Annotated in this window: 22 protein-coding genes; 9 read left to right on the top strand and 13 right to left on the bottom strand. The window is 73.0% G+C overall.

The annotated features are described in order from the left end of the window. Nucleotides 1–74: 74 nt before the first annotated feature. The 6 genes from AB0P03_RS08950 to AB0P03_RS08925 all read right to left on the bottom strand — a co-directional run bounded on the left by AB0P03_RS08950 (nt 75) and on the right by AB0P03_RS08925 (nt 6144). Nucleotides 75–980 (bottom strand): alpha/beta hydrolase, encoded by a 906-nt coding sequence (locus AB0P03_RS08950; RefSeq protein WP_363628144.1) that lies wholly within the window; start codon nt 978–980, stop codon nt 75–77. Next, entirely contained in the window at nt 977–2062 is a 1086-nt protein-coding gene (locus tag AB0P03_RS08945; RefSeq protein ID WP_363628143.1) for a branched-chain amino acid ABC transporter permease, read from the bottom strand. The genes AB0P03_RS08950 and AB0P03_RS08945 overlap by 4 nt, the downstream gene beginning before the upstream one ends. A gap of 251 nt (nt 2063–2313) precedes the next feature. After that, complete coding sequence (locus AB0P03_RS08940) at nt 2314–3180, bottom strand: branched-chain amino acid ABC transporter permease (protein ID WP_063349260.1); 867 nt, start codon at nt 3178–3180, stop codon at nt 2314–2316. Beyond that, nucleotides 3180–3986, bottom strand: coding sequence for an ABC transporter ATP-binding protein (locus tag AB0P03_RS08935; RefSeq protein ID WP_363628142.1), 807 nt, complete (start codon nt 3984–3986; stop codon nt 3180–3182). The genes AB0P03_RS08940 and AB0P03_RS08935 overlap by 1 nt, the downstream gene beginning before the upstream one ends. 65 nt (nt 3987–4051) lie before the next feature. Beyond that, nucleotides 4052–4864: an ABC transporter ATP-binding protein gene (locus tag AB0P03_RS08930; RefSeq protein ID WP_363583666.1), complete on the bottom strand. Its 813-nt coding sequence runs from the start codon at nt 4862–4864 to the stop codon at nt 4052–4054. 5 nt (nt 4865–4869) lie between these two features. After that, nucleotides 4870–6144: a substrate-binding domain-containing protein gene (locus AB0P03_RS08925; RefSeq protein ID WP_363628141.1), complete on the bottom strand. Its 1275-nt coding sequence runs from the start codon at nt 6142–6144 to the stop codon at nt 4870–4872. Nucleotides 6145–6515: 371 nt separating this feature from the next. Between AB0P03_RS08925 and AB0P03_RS08920 the strand changes: the two genes are divergently transcribed. The 4 genes from AB0P03_RS08920 to AB0P03_RS08905 all read left to right on the top strand — a co-directional run bounded on the left by AB0P03_RS08920 (nt 6516) and on the right by AB0P03_RS08905 (nt 12764). After that, nucleotides 6516–7277 carry a CoA transferase subunit A gene (locus tag AB0P03_RS08920; RefSeq protein ID WP_363628140.1) on the top strand — a complete coding sequence of 254 codons (762 nt, stop codon included), beginning with the start codon at nt 6516–6518 and terminating at the stop codon, nt 7275–7277. 4 nt (nt 7278–7281) lie between these two features. Beyond that, a complete protein-coding gene (locus tag AB0P03_RS08915; protein WP_363628139.1) occupies nt 7282–8019 on the top strand; it encodes a 3-oxoacid CoA-transferase subunit B in 738 nt (245 codons plus the stop codon). 882 nt (nt 8020–8901) lie between these two features. Beyond that, nucleotides 8902–10767, top strand: a complete 1866-nt coding sequence (locus AB0P03_RS08910; protein ID WP_363628201.1) for a cellulose synthase catalytic subunit — start codon at nt 8902–8904, stop codon at nt 10765–10767. Between the two features lie 137 nt (nt 10768–10904). Beyond that, entirely contained in the window at nt 10905–12764 is a 1860-nt protein-coding gene (locus tag AB0P03_RS08905; RefSeq protein ID WP_363628199.1) for a galactose oxidase-like domain-containing protein, read from the top strand. Nucleotides 12765–12866: 102 nt separating this feature from the next. On the opposite strand, the gene AB0P03_RS08900 is transcribed toward AB0P03_RS08905, so the two are convergent. The 4 genes from AB0P03_RS08900 to AB0P03_RS08885 form a co-directional block, all read right to left on the bottom strand. Continuing rightward, entirely contained in the window at nt 12867–13964 is a 1098-nt protein-coding gene (locus tag AB0P03_RS08900; RefSeq protein ID WP_363628138.1) for a glycoside hydrolase family 6 protein, read from the bottom strand. Nucleotides 13965–14159: 195 nt separating this feature from the next. Continuing rightward, a complete protein-coding gene (locus AB0P03_RS08895) occupies nt 14160–14888 on the bottom strand; it encodes a uracil-DNA glycosylase (RefSeq protein ID WP_244293451.1) in 729 nt (242 codons plus the stop codon). 78 nt (nt 14889–14966) lie between these two features. Further along, the gene (locus AB0P03_RS08890; protein ID WP_363628137.1) at nt 14967–16235 is read right to left on the bottom strand and encodes a low temperature requirement protein A; all 1269 of its coding nucleotides are present in this window, start codon (nt 16233–16235) and stop codon (nt 14967–14969) included. A 123-nt stretch (nt 16236–16358) separates the two neighbouring features. After that, the gene (locus AB0P03_RS08885) at nt 16359–17138 is read right to left on the bottom strand and encodes an HAD-IIA family hydrolase (RefSeq protein WP_063349252.1); all 780 of its coding nucleotides are present in this window, start codon (nt 17136–17138) and stop codon (nt 16359–16361) included. Between the two features lie 513 nt (nt 17139–17651). On the opposite strand from AB0P03_RS08885, the gene AB0P03_RS08880 reads away from it, so the two are divergent. The 3 genes from AB0P03_RS08880 to AB0P03_RS08870 all read left to right on the top strand — a co-directional run bounded on the left by AB0P03_RS08880 (nt 17652) and on the right by AB0P03_RS08870 (nt 20337). Continuing rightward, entirely contained in the window at nt 17652–18086 is a 435-nt protein-coding gene (locus tag AB0P03_RS08880) for a hypothetical protein (protein WP_363628136.1), read from the top strand. A gap of 38 nt (nt 18087–18124) precedes the next feature. Next, nucleotides 18125–19114 (top strand): hypothetical protein, encoded by a 990-nt coding sequence (locus tag AB0P03_RS08875; RefSeq protein ID WP_363628135.1) that lies wholly within the window; start codon nt 18125–18127, stop codon nt 19112–19114. 134 nt (nt 19115–19248) lie between these two features. After that, nucleotides 19249–20337: a Gfo/Idh/MocA family oxidoreductase gene (locus AB0P03_RS08870; protein WP_363628134.1), complete on the top strand. Its 1089-nt coding sequence runs from the start codon at nt 19249–19251 to the stop codon at nt 20335–20337. A gap of 137 nt (nt 20338–20474) precedes the next feature. Here AB0P03_RS08870 and AB0P03_RS08865 read toward each other — a convergent pair whose 3' ends face one another. Together AB0P03_RS08865 and AB0P03_RS08860 are read right to left on the bottom strand one after the other, a co-directional pair. Further along, entirely contained in the window at nt 20475–20897 is a 423-nt protein-coding gene (locus AB0P03_RS08865) for a type II toxin-antitoxin system VapC family toxin (RefSeq protein ID WP_350882649.1), read from the bottom strand. Further along, nucleotides 20890–21174 (bottom strand): type II toxin-antitoxin system Phd/YefM family antitoxin, encoded by a 285-nt coding sequence (locus AB0P03_RS08860; protein WP_363583686.1) that lies wholly within the window; start codon nt 21172–21174, stop codon nt 20890–20892. Before AB0P03_RS08860 ends, AB0P03_RS08865 begins: the two co-directional genes overlap by 8 nt. A gap of 261 nt (nt 21175–21435) precedes the next feature. Between AB0P03_RS08860 and AB0P03_RS08855 the strand changes: the two genes are divergently transcribed. Both AB0P03_RS08855 and AB0P03_RS08850 read left to right on the top strand, forming a co-directional pair. Continuing rightward, a complete protein-coding gene (locus AB0P03_RS08855; RefSeq protein WP_063349248.1) occupies nt 21436–21729 on the top strand; it encodes a DUF6412 domain-containing protein in 294 nt (97 codons plus the stop codon). An 81-nt stretch (nt 21730–21810) separates the two neighbouring features. Next, a complete protein-coding gene (locus AB0P03_RS08850; RefSeq protein ID WP_363583688.1) occupies nt 21811–22503 on the top strand; it encodes a YidC/Oxa1 family membrane protein insertase in 693 nt (230 codons plus the stop codon). Nucleotides 22504–22585: 82 nt separating this feature from the next. On the opposite strand, the gene AB0P03_RS08845 is transcribed toward AB0P03_RS08850, so the two are convergent. Beyond that, the gene (locus AB0P03_RS08845) at nt 22586–23272 is read right to left on the bottom strand and encodes an HAD family hydrolase (protein ID WP_363583690.1); all 687 of its coding nucleotides are present in this window, start codon (nt 23270–23272) and stop codon (nt 22586–22588) included. Nucleotides 23273–23294: the final 22 nt, after the last annotated feature.

The following is a 23294-nucleotide window of genomic DNA, read 5'->3' as shown; positions in this document are numbered from 1 at the left end:
CAGGGCAGAACGAGACAGGCGCGGCCGGCGGGGTGGACGGACCCCGCCGGCCGCCGTCGTCGGGGCCGGGCCCGTTACCCCGCGGCGGTGACGTCCGCGAGCAGGCCGCGGACGATGCGCTCGGCCCCCGGCTCTCCCCAGAGGATCGAGTAGTGGTTGGTGTCCGGCACGAGCGAGGCCGGCACCCGCTCCCGGTCCAGCCCGGCCAGTCCGATCCGCTGGTGGTCGTAGAGGCCCTGGGGCTCGTCGAGCAGGCCGCGCTCGGCCCAGAGCAGTTCGGCCGGGCAGGGCAGCCGGTGCACGGCGGTGGCCGCGTCCTGGTCCAGCAGGACCTGGGCACCGTCGGTCTGCACGGCCTCCAGCACGCAGGAGGAGCGCAGTTCGGGCTCGACGCCGACCAGGTCGCGCTGGGTGTAGGCGTCGATCTCCGCCGACCAGGCCGCCCCGAAGGCCGGGTGCCGCTGCCAGAACTCCCGGTACGCGTCCCGGTCCGGGAAGGTCATCGACAGCCGGGCCAGCGCGGGGCCGAGCACCGCGGCCAGCGCGTCCTCCTCACGGATGCCCTCCGGCAGCGGGAAGGTCAGCGCGCCGTCCACCAGCAGCACCCGGCGGACGAGTTCCGGGTGCCGGACGGCGGCCAGGGCGGTGACCCAGGCGCCCATCGAGTGGCCGACCACGGTGGTCGGGCCCGTGCCGAGGGCCGTGATCAGTGCGGCCACGTCGTCGGCGTGCCGGGCCAGCCCGTACGGCCCGGCGACCGCGCGGCTCCCGCCGCGCCCCCGCAGGTCGGGCGCGAGCAGGGTGACCCGCCCGGCGAGTTGGCGGGCGACCTCGTACCAGGCGAGGCCGTTGGCGGTGATGCCGTGCACCGCCACGACCGTCGGGGCGTCCGGCTCGGCGGCGGGCCAGCGCAGGACCGCCAGCTCCCCTCCGGGCACGGCGACGGTCAACTCCTCGGGCTTCAGGGGCGACTGGCTCACGCGGGGGTACCTCCGGTGGGACGGGCGGTCCGGGCAGCGGCCGGGGTGCGGACCGCACGGGCGGATCGGGCGGCGCGGATGCGGGCAGGCAGTCTAGCCAGGCCACCGGGCAGCAGGTAGACCACCGCGACGAACAGGGTGCCCAGCAGGAACAGGGGTTGGGAGAGCGGCACCCGCAGGACCGCGGGCAGGTCCGCGATCGTCGTCGAGTTGGCGAGGTCGCCGAGCCGGTGGCCGGCCCAGGTGTAGAGGACACCGCCGAGCAGCGGACCCCAGCGCGTCCCCGAGCCGCCGAGCACCACCATCACCAGCAGGGCGAGCGTGGCGTCGGAGCCGGCGGCCTGCGGGGTGGCGCCGCCGGTCAGCAGCAGGTAGACCACCCCGCCCAACCCGGCGAGGCCGCCGGCGAGGACAAAGGCGACCAACTTGTAGCCGTAGGGCCGCAGTCCGAGCACCTCCACCCGGCGCTCGTTCTCCTTGATCCCCTCCCAGACCCGTCCGGCCGGCGAGTTGACGGCCCAGTGGACCACGGCGACCGTCAGCACCAGGTAGCCGACGGCGATCCAGTAGAGGTTGGCGGTGTTCTCGATCCCGAGCAGGCTGGAGGGCAGCAGGTCAGCCGGGGCGGAGCGGCCCTCCTCACCGCCGGTGACGCCACCGGGGTTGCGCTGGACGAGGATCGAGCCGGCCTGGGCGAAGGCGAGGGTGACCATGGAGAAGCCGATGCCGGTGACGCGGAGGCTCACCGAGCCGAGCAGCAGGGCCAGCGCGACGGTGCAGGCGACGCCGAAGACCGCCGCGGCGGCGAACGGCAGTCGCAGTTCCAGCATGCCGAGGTCGGTGGCGTAGAGGCCGGTCGCGAAGTAGAGGGCGTGGCCGAAGGAGAGCAGTCCGGTACGGCCGAGCAGGAGGTCGTAGCCGGAGGCGAGGGCCCCGTAGAGCAGGCACAGGGCGAGCAGTTGCAGGCTGCCGGGGCTGCCGAGCGGGCCGTCGAGCAGTCCCGGGACGGGAAGCGCACTGTATGGGGCGACAAGGAGCGTGATCAGCAGGGCGATCGGCCACCAGCGTAGCGCTCTGTGCACCGGTGTCCAGCGATTAGTGACTGAATCACCTGTTCGAGGGATGGCGCCGAGGTCGGTCATGTGTTCACAATGGGTCCCGGCAAGGCTGGTGTCAGTCCCCCTTGCCACAGTGACGGTGTTGGCGGAGCTGGTGTCAGTCCCCTCTGCCAGCATGGCGGTCATGGCAGGGCTGGTGTCAGTCCCCCCTGCCATGGTGGCGGCGCTGCGGTCGGCCGCGGGGCCACCGGTGCTCGTGATCGGAGTTTCGGCGCTCACGCGAGCCTCCCGGTGAGTCCACGGGGTCGGACGAGAAGCAGCACGGCGAGCAGGACGACGACCGAGAGGTCACCGAGCCCGGCGCCGGTGTAGTAGTTGGCGAACTGCTGGACGAGACCAACGCCCACGGAGGCGACGGCGGCCCCGGTGACGGAGCCCATGCCGCCCATCACCACGACGACGAAGGCGAAGATGAGCAGCCCGGTCCCCTGGCCGGGATTGACCGAACCGAAGTAGAGGCCACCGAGGGCACCGCCGAGCGCGGCGGCTGCCCCGCCGATGGCGAAGACGAGGGTGAACGCCTTCCGGACGTCGATGCCGAGCGCCGTGACCATCGCCCGGTCCTCGACGCCGGCCCGGACGATCAGCCCGTAGCGGGTACGGGCGAGGAACAACCGAAGAGCGAGCAGCAGCAGCGCGGCCGCGGCCACGAGCACGAAGCGGTTGACCGGGACGGTCGCACCGAGCACGTGCCAGGTGCCGGAGAGCACGGCCGGCTGGGGGAAGGGGCGGGCGTCCGCGCCCCAGACCCCCATCAGGAGGGCGGGCACGGCGAGCCCGACCCCGACGGTGGCGAGGATCTGATCACGCGGCCGGCTGTAGAGCGGGCGGATCAGGAAGAGCTCCAGCAGGACGGCGGCGGCCGTTCCGACCAGGGTGCCGAACGGCACCGCGAGCCAGAAGGAGAGACCGGCCTCGGTGCCTGCCCACCAGGTGGCATAGGCGCCGATGGAGAGCAGGGCGCCGTGCGCGAAGTTGAGCACGTCCATCAGACCGAAGATCAACGACAGGCCGGAGGCGACCAGGAAGTACAGCGCACCAAGACCGAGTCCGGTACAGGAGAGGAGGACGACGGTGTCCATCAGGGCTTCACCTCCGCGGTGACGACAGGGGTGGCCGGAGAAGCGGCGGGCCGGGGTCCGCCGGCGAGCGGGTGACGGGAGCCGACGCCGAGCAGGCGGCGGGCGGCCTCCTCGTCGGCCAACAGCTCGGCGGTGTCGCTCCGGTGGGCGGTACGGCCGTCGGCCAGGACGGCGCAGGTGCCGGCCAGCCGTCGGACGAGGGCGAGGTTCTGCTCGACCAGGAGAACGGGCACGGCCTCGGCCGCTCGCGCCAGCACCTCGGCCACCTCCGCGACGATCTTCGGCGCCAGACCCTTGGTGGGCTCGTCGGCGATGATCAACCGGTTGCGGTTGAGCAGCGTCCGGCCTATCGCCACCATCTGCTGCTGGCCGCCGGAGAGCGTCCCGGCCAACTGGCCGGCCCGCTGCTTGAGTTCGGGGAAGAGCTCGTGGACGAGCGGATAGTTCGGCTCGTCCGCCTCGCCCCCGCCCCGGACGGCGCGCTCGGCGAGGCGGAGGTTCTCGGCAACCGTCAGGCCGGCGAAGATTCCCCGGTCCTCGGGCGCGTAGCCGATGCCATGACGGACCACCAGGTGTGTGGGAAGGGAGGCGAGTTCGACACCGGAGAAGCGGACGCTTCCGGTGCGCGGCACCAGGCCCATCACGGCCTTGACGGTGGTGGTCTTGCCGGCGCCGTTGCGGCCGAGGAGTGCGGTGACCCCGGCGGGGGCCACGTCGAGGTCGACACCGTGCAGGATGTGCAGCCCGCCGATGACCACCCGCAGATCGCGTACGGAGAGGAGAGGGACGGCAGGAGGCGTAGGCACGGCCGCAGAGGCAGAGGCAGAGGTGGAGGTGGAGGTGGAGACGGGCGAGGGGAGCGGAGAGGAGGTCACAGCGCCTCGCCCAGGTAGGCCTGTTGCACGGTCGGGTCGGCCATCACGGCCTCGGGGGTGTCCAGCGCGAGCAGCGTGCCGTGGTGCATCACCGCGAGGCGGTCGGCCAGCCCGAGCAGGACGTCCATGTGGTGCTCGACCATCAGAACGGTCCGGCCCAGGTCGCGGTGCACGGACCGGATCAGCTCGGTGAGGGCCGGTACCTCCTCGGCGCTGACCCCGGCCATCGGCTCGTCCAGCAGGATCAGCCGCGGATCGGAGACGAGGAGGACGGCCAGTTCCAGTTTGCGCTTCTCGCCGTGCGAGAGCGCGCCCGCCAAGGTGTCCGCACGGTGGGTGAGTTCGGTGCGGTGGAGGGTCTCGGCCAGCTGCTCCTGGTACCGGTCGGCACGGCGCCAGAGCCGGTACGAGGCGCGCGGTCCCGCCGCCGCCTGGGCGGCCAGTCGGACGTGGTCGGCGACCGTCATCCCCGGCCAGAGGGAGGAGGTCTGGAAGGTGCGGCCGAGGCCGCGGCGCGCCCGGGCGTGCACGGCCTCGACGGTGACGTCCACACCGTCGAGGTGGAGGCTGCCGTGGCTCGCCGGATAGATGCCGGAGATCAGGTTGAAGAGGGAGGTCTTGCCGGCGCCGTTGGGGCCGATGAAGGCGATGAACTCGCCTTCGCCGACCGAGAAGGAGACGTCCTCGACGATCGGCACCCCGCGGACGGACCAGCCGAGTCCGTCCAGCCGCAGCACCGGGGCGGGCGAGACCGTGGCCGAGGCCGGGGAACCGGCCGGGGAAGGAGTGGGGGCGGTGGGAGCGGGCATCGGGATCAGCCCGCCATCGGGGTGACCGGGGGCGCCACCTCGTCCGCGGTCAGGGCCTTCTCCACCGAGGGCTTGGCGGCGGCCCCGGTGCCGGTCAGCCGGGCCTGGAACATCGGCTGGAGGAGGGCGTGGTCCTCGGCACGCACCGTGGTACGCCCCTTCACCCCGTCGAAGCTCCAGCCCTCAAGCGCCTTGACCAGGTCCGACGTGTCGTCGGCGGAGCCGTGGTTGGCCTCGACGGCGTGCACGATCAGCTGGGCGGCGGTGAAGCCGTCGGGCGTGAAGATGTCGGTCTTCCCGCCGGCGGCGGTGACGGCTTCGTCCATGGCCTTCTCCACCGGGGTGCCGGCGGCTCCGCCGAAGTAGTGGTTCAGGAAGGAGATCTTCTCGGCCGCCGGGCCGAACAGCGGGTAGGAGGCGGCCAGGTCCAGGCCGGTGACGACCTTGGTGTCGGCGAACACGTCCTGCTGGTTGAGCGCCGTCCACAGCGCCGAGGAGGTGTCGCCGGCCCAGGCGACGAACAGCAGGTCGGGCTTGGCGGTCTTGGCCTGGGTGGCGAACGGGGTGAGGTCGGTGGCGCTCGGCGGGGCGAGCACCTGGTCGACCGTCGCACCCTGGGCGCCGAGCACGGCCTTGACGGCAGCCACGTTGGCCTGCCCGAAGGCGTTGTCCTGAGCGAGCACGGTGACCTTCTTGCCCTTGGCGTCACCGATGAACGAGGCCGCGGTGCGGATGTCCTGGAAGGACTGGCGGCCGGAACGGAAGGTGTACTTGTTCAAGCCGGTGACCTTGTCGGCGGCGGCAGGGCCGCTGATGAAGAGCACCTTGTTCTGGGCGGCGATCGGGCCGACCTGGAGGGCGACGCCCGAAGCGGTGGAACCGGCCAGGACCTTGTAGCCCTTGCCGATCAGGTCCTTGGCAGCGGACACCGCCTTGGCCGGGTCGCCCGCGTCGTCCTGCTCCTCGAACTCGACCTTGTGTCCGTCGACCGCGCCGGTGCCCTTGGTCGCGTAGCTCAGCCCCGCCTTGAAGCCCTCCAGGTACTGCTTGCCGTAGGCGGCCAGTGGTCCGGTCTTGGAGTACACCAGGCCGACCTTGACCGGGCTCTTCGCGCCACCGCCGTCCGCCGAGACCGTCCCGGCGGTGCCGGCCTTGGCGCAGCCCGCGGCGAGCAGGACGCACGCCGCGACGGCGGCGAGCTTCCGGGCCGGGCCGCCGGTCAGGGTCTCGCCCGGGCGGGCGCCGGAGGCGGGCCGAGTGGGGGCTGTCGAGCTGCGCATGGTGACCGACTCCTGAGGGTGCGGCGGGGTGGATGCCGGAACCGTAGGTGTGCGGTGGGACTGGCGACATGTGCCCGGGCGACGCATCGGCCCACCGTGATATGGCTCCGGCCGACATACCACCCGGGCGGCGCCGTTCCCCGGACGTTCGGGTGTGGCCAACCGACACGGGCTCGTACCCGCCCATGGCGGGAGCCGCCATGGCTGCGGCGGCCCGCGGCCGGTGACGGTGGAGGGGCTCGGCAGCCGTCCGGCGGCGGCCGCCGGGTCTTCCCGCCGAGCCATCCCGCCGGGCCTTCCCGCCGGGCCTTCCCGCCGGGCCCGGCCCGGGCGTGCTCTCTCCCGTATCCCACTCCTCACGAGGTGATCCCTTGGACAAGGTCCTGGACTCCCCCGCCGACGCGGTCGGGGACATCCCCGACGGCGCGGTGCTGGCCGTCGGCGGCTTCGGCCTCTGCGGCATCCCGAGCACCCTGATCGGCGCCCTGGCGGACACCGGCACCACCGGCCTCCAGGTGGTCTCGAACAACTGCGGGGTGGACGACTGGGGGCTCGGCCTGCTGCTGCGGGCGGGCCGGATCGCCCGGATGACGTCCTCGTACGTCGGCGAGAACAAGGAGTTCGCCCGGCAGTACCTCTCCGGCGAGCTGGAGGTGGAGCTCACCCCGCAGGGCACGCTGGCCGAGCGGCTGCGGGCCGGCGGCGCCGGCGTCCCCGCGTTCTACACCCCGGCCGGGGTCGGCACCCAGGTCGAGGAGGGCGGGCTGCCCTGGCGCTACGCGGCGGACGGCTCGGTGGCGCTGGCCTCACCGGCCAAGGAGGTCCGGGAGTTCGGCGGCCGCCGGTACCTACTGGAGGAAGCCATCACGGCGGACTTCGCGCTGGTCCGGGCCGAGGTGGCGGACCGGCACGGGAACTGCGTGTTCCACGCCGCCGCCCGCAATTTCAACCCGCTCTGCGCGACGGCGGGCCGGATCACCCTGGTCGAGGCGGACCGGATCGTCGAGGCGGGCGAGCTCGCCCCGGGCGCCGTGCACCTGCCCGGCGTGTACGTGGACCGGGTGGTGGCCGCCGATCCCACGGACCGCCGCATCGAGCGCCGGACCGTCCGCCCCGCACTCCAGGAGGCCTGAACCGATGCCCACCCCGACCAGCGCCCGGTCCCCCGTGCCCACCTCGCAGACCGCCCACCGACCGCAGGCCGTCCACCACCCGCAGCCCGTCCACCACCCGCAGCCCGGTCTCGACCCGCGCAACGCCCTGGCCGCCCGGGCCGCCCGCGAACTGCGCGACGGCCAGTACGTGAACCTGGGCATCGGCCTGCCCACCCTGATCCCCAGTCATCTCCCGCCGGGCGTCGAGGTGGTGCTGCACTCGGAGAACGGCATCCTGGGCGTGGGCCCGTACCCGGTCGAGGGCACGGAGCACGCCGATCTGATCAACGCTGGGAAGGAGACGGTGACGGTCGCCCCCGGCGCCTCGTACTTCGACTCGGCCTTCTCCTTCGGCATGATCCGGGCCGGCCGGATCGACGTCTCGGTGCTCGGCGCCATGCAGGTCTCGGCGGCCGGCGACCTCGCCAACTGGATGATCCCCGGCAAGATGGTCAAGGGCATGGGCGGCGCGATGGACCTCGTGCACGGGGCCCGCCGACTGATCGTGGTCATGGAGCACACCGCCCGGGACGGCTCCCCGAAGATCGTCGAGGAGCTCTCACTTCCCGCCACCGGCCGCGGAGTTGTCAACCGGATCGTGACCGATCTGGCCGTGATCGACGTGACGCCGGACGGGCTGCGGGTGGTGGAGACGGCCCCGGGCACGGGATTCGCGGACGTCCAGGCCGCGACGGGCGCCGCCCTCCTTCCACCGCTCTGACCGGACCTGGTCGACCGGACCGGCCAGCACCAGCCGGACCGGACGCACCGGCCCCGCCCCGCGGCAGCGGCCGGACCTCCCGTCGGGGAGGTCCGGCCGTTCGCTTTGCCTCCGTGGCGCCACTACCGCCGCCCCGCCCGCCGAATTCGCCGCATTAGCACCACCGCGGTGCGGATTGGCCGGGAACCGTGGGATCTTCACGCTTGCGCGGTGATCATTTCCCAGACAGGTTGCGATCACGGTTGCCCTCCGGGAGAGTTGGGGGCGCCGTGGATCCCGCGTGCCCGGAGGGGAAGCCGGGAGCGCACCGGGATCCGCATTCGAAGTCCCCGGCAGGCGCGCAATGAATTCCGCTCGCAAACGCCCACCGGCGCGAGCAGACACATGACGCGAATGACGGCCCGAAAACCGCTTGGAAACAACGGCGCTCCACCGGGCGGTGTTTCACGGGGACGGCTTTCGAGGCAAGAGGCAAGGCGAAGCAAGGCTCCGGGGGGAGCGGACCAGCCCCGCCGAACGCGGCCGGCCAGGCGCGCCGCGGGACGGCGGATCGCATACCCCCGGTCTGAACACGCACCAACGGGCCCGCCGCCACGGCCGGGCCCCGGCCGGGGGGAGCAGACGATGACCATGCCGTTCGCGCGACAGAAGGACGCCGGGACGGCCCGCGGGCGAGGCGCCGGACGGCGGCTCGACGACGACCTGGCCGCCGTTCCCGTACCCGAAGCCCCGTACGACTACGGTCACTTCAGTCGGCTGGCCGGCCCGGCACACGACCCGGACGAGGAGGACGACCTCGGCGGCGGCGTCTACCGGCCCGAGCCCGCCCACCACGGAGCCCCGCCGACACCGTGGCACGCGCACCAGGCCGCACAGGAAACCATGCACCAGGCCACGCAGGAGGCCACGCAAGAGGCCGACCCCACCGCCCCCTACCGCGTCCAGTACCGCAGCCTGCTGCGCCGCGAGCCGCACCGGATCCGCGCCGCCCTGCTGATGGTGGCGGCCCCACTGGTGGAGGTGGTGCTGCTGGTCTGGCTGCTGCTGCCGGAGCACTGGCCGGAGCGCCCCGGCGAGACGCACGCCCTGGCACTGCTGGGCGACAAGGTGATGATCGGGATCATCGCCGTGGTCGAGGTGTTCCGGCTGGTCAACGTCGTGTCCAACACCCACGCCACGCTCGTCGCCCGCGATCCGATACCGGTGACGCCGGAGTCCGGCACCCGGGTCGCGTTCGTCACCGCCTGCGTGCCGGGCAAGGAGCCGGCGGAGATGGTGCGGGCCACGCTGGTCGCGGCACGCGCCGTCCGGCACGACGGCCCGTACGACGTCTGGCTGTTGGACGAGGGAAACGATCCTGCGATGCGGGCGCTCTGCACCGAGCTGGGCGTCCGCCACTTCAGCCGCTTCGGCCGCCCGTACTGGAACCAGCCCAAGGGCCGGTTCCGCACCGGCACCAAGCACGGCAACTACAACGCCTGGTTGCAGGCGCACGGCGACGACTACGACTTCTGGGTCTCGGTGGACACCGACCACGTCCCGCTGCCGGACTTCTGCGAGCGGATGCTCGGCTACTTCCGCGACCCCGACGTGGCATTCGTGGTCGGACCCCAGGTGTACGGGAACTACCGCAGCTCGGGATCGGCCGTCACCAAATTCTCCGAGAGCCAGCAGTACCTCTTCCACGCACTCATCCAGCGCGCCGGAAACCGTTACGGCGCGCCCATGTTCGTCGGCACCAACAACGCCGTCAGAATCCGTGCGCTCCAGTCGATCGGCGGGTTGTACGACTCCATCACGGAGGATATGGCGACCGGCCTGGAGTTCCACCGGAGCCGGAACGCCGAGACCGGTGAACGCTGGAAATCCGTGTACACCCCGGACGTGCTCGCGGTCGGCGAGGGCCCGTCCTCCTGGACCGACTTCTTCTCCCAGCAGCTGCGCTGGAGCCGCGGCACCTACGAGACCCTGCTCACCCAGTACTGGCGGGTGCTCTGGCGGCTGTCGCCCGGGCGGCTGCTCAACTACTCGCTGATGGTGGGCTTCTACCCGATGGCGGCGCTCACCTGGCTGCTCGGCGGCCTGTCCAGCGTGCTCTACCTGGTGTTCGGCGCCTCGGGGGTCCACGTGTCCTCCGAGATCTGGATGATGCTGTACAGCGACGCCGCCGCGCTCCAACTGCTGCTCTACACCTGGAACCGCAAGCACAACGTCAGCCCGCACGAGCCGGCCGGCTCCTCCGGGGTCGCGGGCATGCTGATGTCCGCGCTCTGCGGCCCGGTCTACGCGGCCTCGCTGGTGCAGGCGCTGCTGCGGCGGCGCAGCCGCTTCGTGGTGACGCCGAAGGGCCGTTCGGCCAGCGCGGACCGGGTGAGCACCTTCCGCTTCCACCTGTTCTGGACGCTGGTGTTCGGCGGCGCGATAGCGGCCTCCTTCTTCACCGGCTACGACCACGTCGCGATGCGCACCTGGGCCTGGATCGCCCTGGTCCTGACCGTGCTGCCGATCCTGGTGCTGGCCGGCGACGCTATCCGCCGCCGACGCGCCCGGCCCACGGCCACGCTCACCGTCACCGGCGGTCCGGCGGCGACCCCGAGGGTCGTCCTGGAGAAGCGCCGCCCCCGACACGCCCGCGATCCCCGGCGCGGCCCGACCGCACCGACCGCCCCGGCCGCACCGGTCACCCCGGCCGCGCCGCCAGGCACCCCCGCAGTGCCCGACCGGGCGGAGCGCACCACCACCCGCTGAAGCCGCGACCCGCCAGCACCCCCGAACCTCACGAGCTCCCGAACCTCACGAGGGGACCAACCACCGTGAAGATCCACAAGACCGGCCGGACCAAGCGCTTCGCCCTCGGCAGCACCGTCGCGCTGACCGTCGCCGGGATGAACGCGCCCGCCGTCCTCGGCTTCGCCGGCCAGCAGTACCACCAGTACGTGATCAACCGCCCCGACTACAAGGCGGAGTACGGCCACTGGCAGACCCTCACGCTCCCCGCCGAGTTCCGGGTCAACGCCGTCCACACCACACTGCTGCGCACCGGCAAGGTCCTCATCGTGGCCGGCTCCGGCAACGACGAGAAGCGCTTCGACGCGGGCAGCTTCCGCAGCCTGCTCTGGGACCCGGCCGCGAACACCTACAAGCTGATACCCACCCCGGCCGACATGTTCTGCGGCGGCCACGCCTCGCTGCCGGACGGCCGCGTCCTGGTGGCCGGCGGCACCCAGCGGTACGAGAAGCTGGCGGGCGTGGTGAAGAGGGCGGCCGGCGTCATGCGGGTGCGCAACGAGAGCCCCGAGCGCGCCAGGACGTTCCCCAAGGGCACCGTCTTCGTCGGCCCGAACGGGCGCGAGTACGCCTCCACCGTGCCGGTGACCGTCCCGGCCGCGGTGAAGACGGGCGCCGGCAAGCAGACCGTCGTCACCGCCGGCGAGCAGCACGTGTTCGTCGAGGCGGTCGGTGAGGGCGCCGGCTACGTCACCGACTCCCCCGCCCAGTACCGGATCAAGGGCCTGGCCGGGGTCGACGCCCACAACCTGTACGGGCAGAGCGCGAAGCTGACCCTGGACAAGCAGGAGTACCAGGGCATCCGCTCCGCGTTCGAGTTCAACCCGGACACCGAGCTGTACGAGCAGGTCACCGACATGGCGTACGCCCGCTGGTACCCGACGCTCACCGGGCTGGGGGACGGACGGGTGGTCACCGTCTCGGGCCTGGACGACACCGGGGAGATCCTCAACGGCAACGACAACGAGATCTACGACCCGAAGAACAAGACCTGGTCCAAGGGCCCGGACCGCTACTTCCCGACCTACCCGTCGATCTTCCTGACCGCCTCCGGCAAGCTCTTCTACTCGGGCTCGAACGCCGGCTACGGCCCGGCCGACAAGGGCCGCGACCCCGGGGTGTGGGACCTGTCGAACAACGGCTTCCAGCCCGTCCCCGGCCTGCGCGACCCCGCCCTCACCGAGACCTCGTCCTCGGTGCTGCTGCCGCCCGCGCAGGCCCAGAAGGTGATGGTGCTCGGCGGCGGGGGCGTCGGCGAGTCGCCGCTGTCCACCGCCCGCACCGACATCGTCGACCTCTCCGCCGCCAAGCCCGCCTTCACCCCGGGCCCGGACCTGCCGGCCGGCGGCACCCGCTACCTGAACAGCGTGATCCTCCCGGACGACACCGTGTTCACCACCGGCGGCTCCAGCGGCTACCGGGGCCGGGGCGCCAGCGACCTGCTCAAGGCACAGGTGTACCACCCGGACACCAACAGCTTCAGCACCGCCGCCGAGCCCGCCGTCGGCCGCAACTACCACTCCGAGGCGCTGCTGCTGCCGGACGGCCGGGTGGCCGTGCTCGGTTCCAACCCGCTGTTCGCGGACAAGGCCGAGACCACACCGGGCGGCTTCGAGCAGCGCATCGAGATCTACACCCCGCCGTACCTGTTCCACGGCGACCGCCCGCAGGTGGCCGCCGCGCCGGGGGCCGCGAAGCTCGGCACCACCGTGCGGATCGGCACCGCCCGGCCGGACGCGGTCGCCACCGCCAAGCTGATCCGGCCGAGTTCGGTCACCCACGTGACCGACGTCGAACAGCGGTCGGTGGCCCTGGACATCAGCGGTCGCACGGCCGACGGGGTCTCGCTCACGCTCCCCGCCAACCCCAACCTGTTGCCGCCCGGCTGGTACATGCTGTTCCTGACCGACGCCGCCGGCACCCCGTCGGTCGCGCGCTGGATCCAGGTGACCGGCTGAGCGAACCGGTGCGTCACGGCCTGGCGCGGACCGGCACTGGTGCGTCGCGGCCTGGCGCGGAGCCGCACTGGTGCGGACCGGCACTGATGCGGAGCGGCCCCCTCAGCGGGCGGCCTGCGCCAGGCCGAGCGCGTACGGCAGCCAGAACTCTCCAGCCCGGGGCTCGCCGCGCCCGCACTCGCCGTCCGACTCCCCCGGGTTCTTGATCCACAGGTAGGCGTCGACACCGTCCCGGCCGGTGTCGGCGGTCGGCCGCTCGCCGAGCGCGCGGCCGGGCGGATTGCACCAGGCGTCGCCGCCCAGCGGTCCGTTGCCGTTGCGGCTGGTGTCGATGACGAAGTGCTTCCCGCCCAGGGCGGCGGAGAGCTGGCCGCCGTAGGCCGTGTTGCGGCCGGTGTCGTAGAAGTTGGCGACGTTCACCGCGAAGCCGTCCGCCGCCGCGATCCCCGACTTGCGCAGCGCGGTGGAGAGTTCGGCCGGGTCCTGCGACCAGCCGGGATTGCCCGCGTCCAGGTAGACCCGCACCTGCGGACGCTTCTTCAGCTCCTGCACGGCGAAGGCCAGCAGGCCGTACCGCTCGGCGGCCAGGTCGCCCTTGATCCCGCAGCTGTCCAGGGTGTGCGCGACGGCGTCCGGCTCCAGCACCACCCAGGCCTTGCGGTCGCCGAGGGCCTCCGCGACACCGCTGATCCAGGCCCGGTAGGAGGCCGCGTCGGCGGCGCCGCCGGCCGAGTACAGGCCGCAGTCGCGGTGCGGGATGTTGTAGGCGACGAAGACCGCCGTCCGGTCCGCCTCGGCGGCCCGGCGGCTGACCTGTTCGGCGATCTCCTTGGCGCCCTGCTCGCCCAGCCACTGCGAGGAGGGCTGGGCGGCGATCCGCAGCAGCGTGTCGGCCTCCGCCGGCCGGCCCTGGCCGCGCAGAGCGGTCACCTGCCGGGCGGCGTTGGTCTGGTCGGAGACGTAGAAGGCCTGGCCGGGGAGCTGGGCGAGGCTCGCGGGGCCGGTGCCCGGGTTCGCGGCGGAGGCGGTGGGCGCGGCGGCGGGCCCGCCGGCCGCGGCACCGGCCGCGGCACCGGCCGAGGCGCCGCCGCCCGGGCCGCCGGGTGATCCCTTGGCCGACCCGGCGGTCGAACCGCTACAGCCCGCGGCCCCCGCCAACAGCACGACCAGGGCCGCCCCCACGGCCCGTCGGATTGCCACTACCCGTCCCACCCGGCGCACGTACCGCCCCTCCCCCAGAGCCGGTCCGGCGACCGGTCGGCACCAGCTAAGCACACCGGCCACCGCCCGCCCGCGACGGGCGGTGAACGCCGGGTGGCCATGAGCGGGCGGACGGGCGACCCCGCCCGCCCGAACCACCCCTCACCCAGCCCCCGGGCGCTCAGCCCCGGGCGCTCAGCCCTGCTTCAGGTTGGGCACCTGCCAGTCGATCGGCTCGCCGCCGAAACCGTCCAGCGCCGTGTCGATCTGCGAGAACGGGCGGCTGCCGAAGAACAGCTTGGCCGACAGCGGCGACGGGTGCGCGCCCTGCACGACCACGTGCTTGGACGTGTCGATCAGCGGCAGCTTCTTCTTCGCGTAGTTGCCCCACAGCACGAAGACCACCGGCTCCTCGCGCTCGCTCACCGCCTTGATCACGGCGTCGGTGAACTTCTCCCAGCCCTTCGCCTTGTGCGAGTTGGCCTCGTGCGCGCGCACCGTGAGCACCGCGTTGAGCAGCAGGACGCCCTGCTCGGCCCAGTGCATCAGGTAGCCGTTGTCCGGGGCGGGGATGCCGAGGTCGGCGTCCAGCTCCTTGAAGATGTTGCGCAGCGAGGGTGGCGTCCTGGTGCCGGGCAGCACCGAGAAGCTCATGCCGTGGGCCTGGCCGTCGTCGTGGTACGGGTCCTGCCCGAGGACCAGCACCCGGACCTTCTCGTATGGCGTGGCCTCCAGCGCGGCGAACTCCTGGCCGCTCGGCGGGAACACCTGGTGCTGCGCACGCTCGGCCGCCACGAAGGCCGCCAGCTCGGCGAAGTACGGCTTCTCCGTCTCGGCGCCCAGCACCGGGCGCCAGGACTCGGGCAGCTCCAGCCCGCCGCCCTCGCCGGCCTCCACCACGCCCGCCTCGACCGTGTCCGTCACGACATCTACCTCCCACACCGCGGCTGTTGTGCCGCACGCCCTCTTTCACCCCGAACGCTACACAGCCCCACCGACAACTCACTCCGCCGAAGCCGCCGAAGCCGCCGGAGCCGCCGAAGGCAGCGGGGACCCAGCGGGAAGCGGGGACCCAACAGGCAGCGCGGACCCGGCAGGCGGCACCGACGCGGGGTCCGCACCGACCGCCCGCACCACCCGGACGTGCTCCACCACGTTGAGCGCCACCAGCAGCACCGCCAGTGCCACCAGCACCGCCAGCGCCGGCAGCCGCACCACCGCCGGCGCCAGTCCCAGCACCACCGCCGCCGCACCGACCCGGGTCGTCGCCACCTTGCGGAACATCATCCAGCGGGTGTAGCCGAAGGTCAGCAGGTACAGCCCGCACCCGCCGTACAGCAGCGCCACCGACCCCGGGCCCAGCGTCTGCCACGGGTCCGCGACGGTCTCCCCGAAGCCGACCGCCACCCCGATCACCCCGGCGGCCAGCGCCAGGTGCCCGTACTGGAAGATCCGCCGGACGACGTCCCGCCGGGAGTCGGCGACCTCCACGGCGTACCGCATGGCGTCCGCCGCGTACACGAAGTACTGCCACCACAGCCCCGCCGAGATGGTGAACGCGGCGGCCACGGCCGCGAGTTCGGCCACGTCGAGCCGGGCGCCGGCCGCCGTCCCGCCGATCCCGACGATCGACTCGCCGAGCGCCACCAGCAGGAACAGCGCGAACCGCTCCGGCATGTGCGAGGGGTGGTACGCCACCGCCGCCAGCCGCCGCCGGAACACCAGCGGCGCGGCCAGGTCGCAGAGCGCGGCCGCCGTCCACAGGGCCAGCCGCGGCCCGTCCGGCAGCAGCCCGCCCACGACCAGCAGCGGCCCGCTGACCAGCACGCCGACGCCGTACGGGCCGCGCCAGACGCCCGGCAGACGGATCAGCAGGAGCAGCAGCACCAGCCGGGCCAGCCAGTACGCGGCGCCGAGCAGCACGCCCCGCCCGCCGTACGCGCCCGGGACGGCGAGCGCCATGAACAGGCCGGCCAGCCCGACCGCCAGGATGCCGAGGCGGTCCCGCAGGTTGTCCACGTCCCGGATGTTGGCCTGCACGGTGGTGCCCACCCAGCACCAGTACACCGGCACGAACACCACCAGCGCCCGGACCAGCCCGGTGGCGTCGTGGTGGTGGTGCAGCAGCCCGGAGACCTGGGTGATCGCGAAGACGAAGACCAGGTCGAAGTAGAGCTCGGCCCAGGTGACCCGCTTCTCGTCGGCCTCCCCGCCAACGCCCCCGGCATCCCGCCGCGCCTCCGGCGGCCCCGCATCCCCCGTCGCGCTCATTGCGCCAGCGCCTCCCCACAGGTACGAACCACCGGTGCCTCCCCACAGGTACGAACCACAGGTACGAAACGGGCCCCGCTCCGGCGACCGGCCGGAACGGGGCCCACGACAGCACCGCAGAGGCTAGACCAGCTCGACCAGGTCCGCGATCGACTTGACCACCCGGGTCGGCCGGTACGGGAAGCGCTCGACGTCGGCGGCGGCGGTCAGGCCGGTGAGCACCAGGATGGTCTCCATGCCGGCCTCCATGCCCGCGACGATGTCGGTGTCCATCCGGTCGCCGATCATCACGGCGGTCTCGGAGTGGGCCCCGGCGGTGTTCAGCGCCTCGCGCATCATCAGCGGGTTGGGCTTGCCGACGAAGTACGGCTCGACGCCGGTCGCCTTGGTGATCAGGGCCGCGACCGAACCGGTGGCCGGCAGCACGCCCTCGGGGGACGGGCCGGTCTCGTCGGGGTTGGTGCAGATGAACCGGGCGCCCTGGTTGATCAGGCGGATCGCCTTGGTGAGCGCCTCGAAGCTGTAGGTGCGGGTCTCGCCGAGGACGACGTAGTCCGGGTTGTTGTCGGTCAGCACGTAACCGGCCTGGTACAGCGCGGTGGTGAGCCCCGCCTCGCCGATCACGTAGGCGGTGCCGCCCGGGCGCTGGCCCTTGAGGAACTTGGCGGTGGCCAGGGCGGAGGTCCAGATGCACTCCTCCGGCACCTCCAGGCCCATCCCGGCCAGGCGGGCGCTGAGGTCGCGCGGGGTGTAGATGGAGTTGTTCGTGAGGACCAGGAACGGCTTGCCGGACTCCCGCAGCCTGCGCAGGAACTCCTTCGCACCGGGAATCGGCGTGCCCTCGTGGATGAGGACGCCGTCCATGTCGGTCAGCCAGGACTCGATGGGCTTGCGGTCTGCCACGTAGGTGTCTCCTTGGTCTTGCAACGGTTCTGAACGATTTCGCACATCGCTCCGGACCGGACACCCTCGGCCGGCCGGGCGCCACTGGCTGCCCCAACACGGACCAGCCTAGAGCCTGCCTCCTCGGGCCGACCCCGGCCCCGGACGGGAACGGCCACGACGTGCCGGCAGCAACATCATCCGCGTGCGCCACTTCCTCCCGGGCACGGCCGCGGTGCGAACGGAGGCAGTCGGCCGGTGGACGGGTTCGTCCACGCAAACGCGCTACGCCGATGAGGGGACCACCGGGCAGTTCGTACCGGACCTTCCCGCGCGCTCCTGACCAGCGAAGTCGCACAGGAAGTCGGACAGTTCCGGTCCGGCTTTCGGCACGTCGGCGCGATGATCGAAGGGACAGGCGGGCCGCTCGGTGTTCTTGTTCTGGTGGGAGCCGGTTCGGCTCTCGTCACCGTGGCATCCGTGTTCGGCTGTGCTGCCGGGCACGTGAGCCCATCCTTCCCAGAACAGGGACCCATGAAGATCCATCGCATAGCCGTCGCAGCTCTTGCCATCGGCACCTTGCTGGCCGGAGGCACGGCTGCGGCCGAGGCCAACATCTCGACGAACACACCGAGTTCGGCGTCGACCGGTCAGGCCCGCAGGGACGCCGTGGCCTGCGCGGCCGCCACCGTCTCCTCGTCGGTCGCCGCCGCCAACGCCTCCACCGCGGCAGCCGCGGCGCAGGCCGACGCCGCGTCGGCCGCCGCCGCCCTCAAGACCTTCATCGCGGCGACCCAAGCCGTGCCACCCAACGCCGCCGCAGAGGCCGCAGCCGCCACCAGCGCCGCCGCCGCCGAGGCCGCCGCGGTCACCTCCTCCACCGCTGCCGCCACCGCGGCCGCCACCGCCGCCACCGCCAGCACCGCCGCCGTGAAGGCCTGCGCCGTTCCGCCGGTTCTCACCACCTGAGACGGACGCGCGGCATCGCTCGGCCGCCGGGCCAGGCCGTGGCGCGAAGCCTCCACGGCCTGGCCCGGCCCGGTCTGCTCGCGCGGGCCGAACCGGGCCCGCGCCCGCAGCAGCTGCTGCTGCTGCTGGCACGGCACCACGAACACGGGGGTCTCCATCAACCCGAAGGGAGCGTCATGCGACGCATCCGCACCATTCCGGTCCTCGCCGGTTCCGTCGTCCTGACCGCCGTGCTGGCCGCACTGGCCCCCACCTCCGCACAGGCGGCCGTGGCCTGCAACGAGACGGCGCTGGTCGCGGCGATCAATGCCGCCAACAGCGCCGGCGGGGGCAACGTCGTCCTCGCGACCGACTGCGTCTACACCATCGCCTCGTCGCACAGCAGTGACACCGACGGCGCGAACGCGCTGCCGATCATCACCACCGCCATCACCCTGACCGGTGACAACGACACCATCACGCGCTCGACGACGGCCGGTACGGCCGGCTTCCGCATCGTCAAGGTGGCCGCGGGCGCCAGCCTCACCCTCAAGGGCAACGTCACCCTCAGCAACGGCTCCGCCGTCACCGACGGCGGCGGCATCCTCAACTACGGCGCGGTGACCCTCACGGCCAGCGCCCTGACCGGCAACACCGCCCAGGGCAGGGGCGGCGGCCTGGCCAACGAGGACATCGGCGCCCCCCAGAAGGGGGCGGTGGCGACCTTCACGAACAGCACCGTGGCCGGGAACAGCGCCACCGGCCAGGGCGGCGGGATCTACAACGGCCTGCGCGGCTCGCTCACCACCACCAGCAGTTTCATCGACGCGGGCAACAGCTCCGGGTCCCAGGGCGGCGGCATCGCCGCCATCGGCTCCACCTCCACCACGCTGACCAGCACCCAGATCAGCGCCAACCATGCCGTCATGACGGCCGGCGGCATCTACCGGCAGAACGGCACCATGACACTCACCACGACACCGGTCAGTGGAAACACCCCCGACAACTGCGTCGGCAGCTCCCCCTCGGTACCCGGCTGCGTCGGCTGACCCGTCAACTGCCCTGAGACGTCTCGCCCCCATGCCGTCCGACGAGCGAGGACGCGAACCGACGTCCGCCCCGCCTCCCGGCTCCGCCACTGCGAAACCGGGAGCAACCGGGCGCCTCGTGATTGAGTGGGCGCATGAGCGCCTCGACCCCCTCGTCCTCTCCGGACCGCCCGTTCCGCGTCGGCCTGATCGGCTACGGCCTGGCCGGCTCCGCCTTCCACGCCCCGCTCATCGCCACCACGCCGGGGCTGCGGTTGGACGCCGTGGTCACCGCCAACCCCGAGCGCCGCGGGCAGCTGCGCCGCGAACACCCCGGTGCCCGCGCCGTCGACACCCCCGAGCAGCTGCTCGCCGACCCGGACGCGCTCGACCTCGTCGTCGTCGCCTCTCCCAACCGCACCCACGCGCCGCTCGCCCGCGCCGCCCTGCGCGCCGGGCTGGCCACCGTCGTCGACAAGCCGCTGGCCGGCACCGCCGCCGAGGCGCTGGAGCTGTGCCAGCTCGCCGAGGCCGGGGGCACCTTGCTCTCCGTGTTCCAGAACCGGCGCTGGGACGGCGACTTCCTGACCGCCGCCCGGCTGGTCCGGGGCGGCGCGCTCGGCCGGGTGCACCGCTTCGAGTCCCGCTTCGAGCGGTTCCGCCCGAAGCCCAAGCCCGGCTGGCGCGAGCTCGCCGACCCGGCGGAGGTCGGCGGCACGCTGTACGACCTGGGCAGCCACCTGGTGGACCAGGCGCTGACCCTGTTCGGCCCGGTGGAGACGGTGTACGCGGAGGTCGACGTGCGCCGGGACGGCGCGGTCGTCGACGACGACGCCTTCCTCGCCCTCACCCACGCCTCCGGCACCCGCTCGCACCTGTGGACCAGCGCCATCACCCCGCTGATCGGCCCCCGGCTGCGGGTGCTCGGCGACGCCGCCGGGTACGTCAAGCCCGGCATGGACCCGCAGGAGGCGGAGCTGCGGGCCGGGCACCGACCGGACGGCGCCCGCCCGTGGGGTGCCGACCAGCCCTCGCAGTACGGCACCCTCGGCACCGACGAGTCCTCGATCGCCCTGCCCACCGAGCCGGGCGACTACCCCGCCTTCTACGCGGGCATCGCCGCCGCCCTGGCCTCCCCGGGCACCCCGCCCCCGGTCGACCCGCGCGACGCGGTGGCAACCCTGGCCGTCCTGGAGGCCGCCCGGGCCTCCGCCGCCACGGGCACCGCGGTCCGCCTGGGCTGAGCAGCTGCCGGGCCTGCCACCCCCCTCCATCCCCCAATTCCACTTCTAAGCTGCTTAGATGACCAGCCAGCGGGGCGGGGGCGGCAGGCCAGCGGCACGAAGAGCGAGAGCACCGCTCCACCGGCGAGCGGCGGCCGTCACACCCCGATGATCTCCACCGCCGAGCCCAGGCCCCGGAAGTCCGCGACGTTGCGGGTGTACAGCGGCAGTCCGTGGGCCGAGGCCACGGCCGCGATCATCAGGTCGATCCGGCGCGGGCGCGGCTGCCGCCCGGCGGCGATGGTGAGGGTCACCAGCGTGCCGTAGCGGGCGGCCGCCGCCGCGTCGAACGGCAGCGGGTCGAAGTCGGCCATCGCCGCGCCCAGCACCTCCAGCCGGGCCGCCCGGCTGACCGCGTCGCGGGCCATCGACACGCCCTGTTGCAGCTCCGCGAAGGTGATCGCGGTCAGCTCCGGCACGGCCGGCAGGTTCGCCGGGGAGAGCAGGGCCAGATCGATGTAGACACAGGTGTCGAGCACCCCGGCCGGCCGCCGCCGGGCTGCCCGCCTGCGCTCAGCCACGCCGCCGCTCGAACGGGTCGTCGCCGTCGTCGCCCACCAGCTCCTCCGGCCCGAAGTACTCCTCGGCCTCCTTGCGCATCTGCTGGTAGTCCACCCGCGGCAGCTTCACGTGCCGCGCCACCAGCTCCTCCGCCGTGAGCCGCCGCCGTCCGGACACCGGTCGCAGCTCCGCGACCTCGACCCCGTTCCTGGTGATGTGGAAGGTCTCCCCGGCCTCCACCGCGTCCATCACCGCGGCGGAGTTGTTCCGGAACTCCCGCTGGGTAATCGTCTTCATCCCTCCACGGTAGCCCCGTGTAGCACCTGCGGCTACGCCCCTGCACTGCCTCGCGAAGCACCTCGGCGCGGCGGGTACGCTACGGGGAATTCCGCGCCCGGGCGGGAACTCGGCGGGCTCGGCGATCGTCCTGAACGTCTGAAGTCCGGCCCCGAGTCCGTGGGGCCAGAAGCCCGTGGGCCCAAAGCCCGTGGGACCGAAGCCCGAGGGCCGCGAAGTCCGTGCAGCCCCGAGTCCGTCACGCCGAAGGAGGAGCAGCGCATGACCGTCGTCGCGATGCTGCTCGGGCTGCTCCGGGTGCTGACCGGGGAGCTGGTGACCGAGGGCGGGACGGTCGCGTCGGTGGCGGCGGTCGCCGCCGTGGCGCTGCTGGCCGGTGCGGTCGCGGGCACGCTGGCGGGGGCGCGGCTGCTGGGCGCGCGGGCGCCCACGGCGGTGCGCAGCGGGGTGTTGCGGCGGCGCGCGTTCCGTACGGCCTTCCTGCCGCAGCGCGATCCCGATGCCCGGGGCAGGCGACGCCCGAGGGCACCGGGTGCGGCCCCGGCGGCCGCGTAGCTTCGTCGTCTTCCGCCGTTCCACGCGGCCGTCCTCCGTCGACCACTCGTTTTCCGAGACCCCCGGAGGGCTCGCTCCACCATGTCCGTTCTCGCTGTTCTCGACCCGGCCGTCGCCGTCGCCCATGCCGCCGTCGCCGCGCTGGCCCAGGTACTGCCGACCGCGCTGGCGATCGTCCTGTTCACCGTCGCCGTCCGGCTGGCGTTGCATCCCTTCGCGCGCGCGGCGGCGCGGGGGGAGAAGTCGCGGGCGCGGCTGGCGCCGAAGGTCGCCGAGGTGAACCGGCGGTTCAAGGACCGCCCGGAGAAGCTGCGGGAGGCGCTCGCCGAGCTGTACCGGGAGGAGCGGGCCTCGCCGTTCGCGGGGTGCCTGCCGATGCTGGTGCAGATTCCGTTCTTCTCGGTGATGTACCGCCTGTTCACCACCCCGAACGGCCTGCTGGACCACACCCTGTTCGGCGTGCCGCTCGGCCTGCACGTCGGGAGCGCGCACGGTGCCGGGCAGTTGGCGGTGTTCGGCCTGCTGTACGCCGGGCTGGCGGCGGTCGGGTACGTCAACTTCCGCCGGGCCAGGCGGGCGGCGGCCGCGCAGCCGACCCCTCAGCCGGGGGCGGGGCTGCTGCCTTACCTGTCCTTCGGGTCGGTGCTGTTCGCGATGCTGGTGCCGGTGGCCGCCGCGCTCCACCTGGTGACGACGAGCACGTGGACGGCCGCGGAGCGGGCCTGGTTGCACCGGGGCGGCGCACCGGCGCCGGCGACGGCGCTCGCGCTGTGAGCGCCGCCGCCGATCCCGCTGACCCCGGCGACCCCGGCGATCCTGCCGACCCCGGCGATCCTGCCGACCCCGCCGGTCCGTGTCAGAAGTGCCGCAGCAGCTCGGAGAAGGCCGCCAGTCGCAGGGTCGCCTCGTCGGGGCCGAGGTCCTGGTGTTCCAGGACCCAGGTGTGCTCGTGCGGGATGAAGACCGTGCGCAGGCCGGCCTGGCGGGCCGGGGCGATGTCGGACTTGGGCGAGTTGCCGATCATCCAGGTCCGGTCGGGGTCGAGGCCGAGCTCGGCGCTGAGCCGCCGGTAGGTGTCCGCCGACTTCTCGGCCACGATGTGGACGCCGCGGAAGTGGTGGTCGATCGTGGAGGCCGTCACCTTGCGCTGCTGCTCGTCGAGGTCGCCCTTGGTGAGCAGCAGCAGGTGGTGGCGTCCGGCGAGGTCGGCGAGGGTGTCGGCGACGCCGGGGATCAGCTCGATCTCGCGGCTGCTGAGCGGAGTGAGGAGGCCGTCGATCCGGGCTTCTTCGGCCGGGGTGGGGGTGCGGTCGCCGTTCAGCCGCCGCAGGCAGTCGGTGAGGCTCTGCCGGAACACGGCGGCACCGTAGCCGAGGGCGGCGGAGTTGGCGGCTTCGATCTCGTCGAGGACGGCCCTGGCGGGCTCGCGGTCGGCCGGGGTGGCGGCCCAGTCCAGGAAGCCGTCGATGACGCGCTCGAAGAGGACGTTGTTCTCCCAGAGCGTGTCGTCGGCGTCGAAGATGAGGGTCTGGTCGGTGTGCATCCGGGTGTGCTCCAGCGGGGTT

The organism is Kitasatospora sp. NPDC088779, from assembly GCF_040685395.1.
Lineage (GTDB): Bacteria > Actinomycetota > Actinomycetes > Streptomycetales > Streptomycetaceae > Kitasatospora.
Note: the sequence above shows the minus strand (reverse complement) of the source record. Positions and strands in the feature narration are given on the sequence as shown.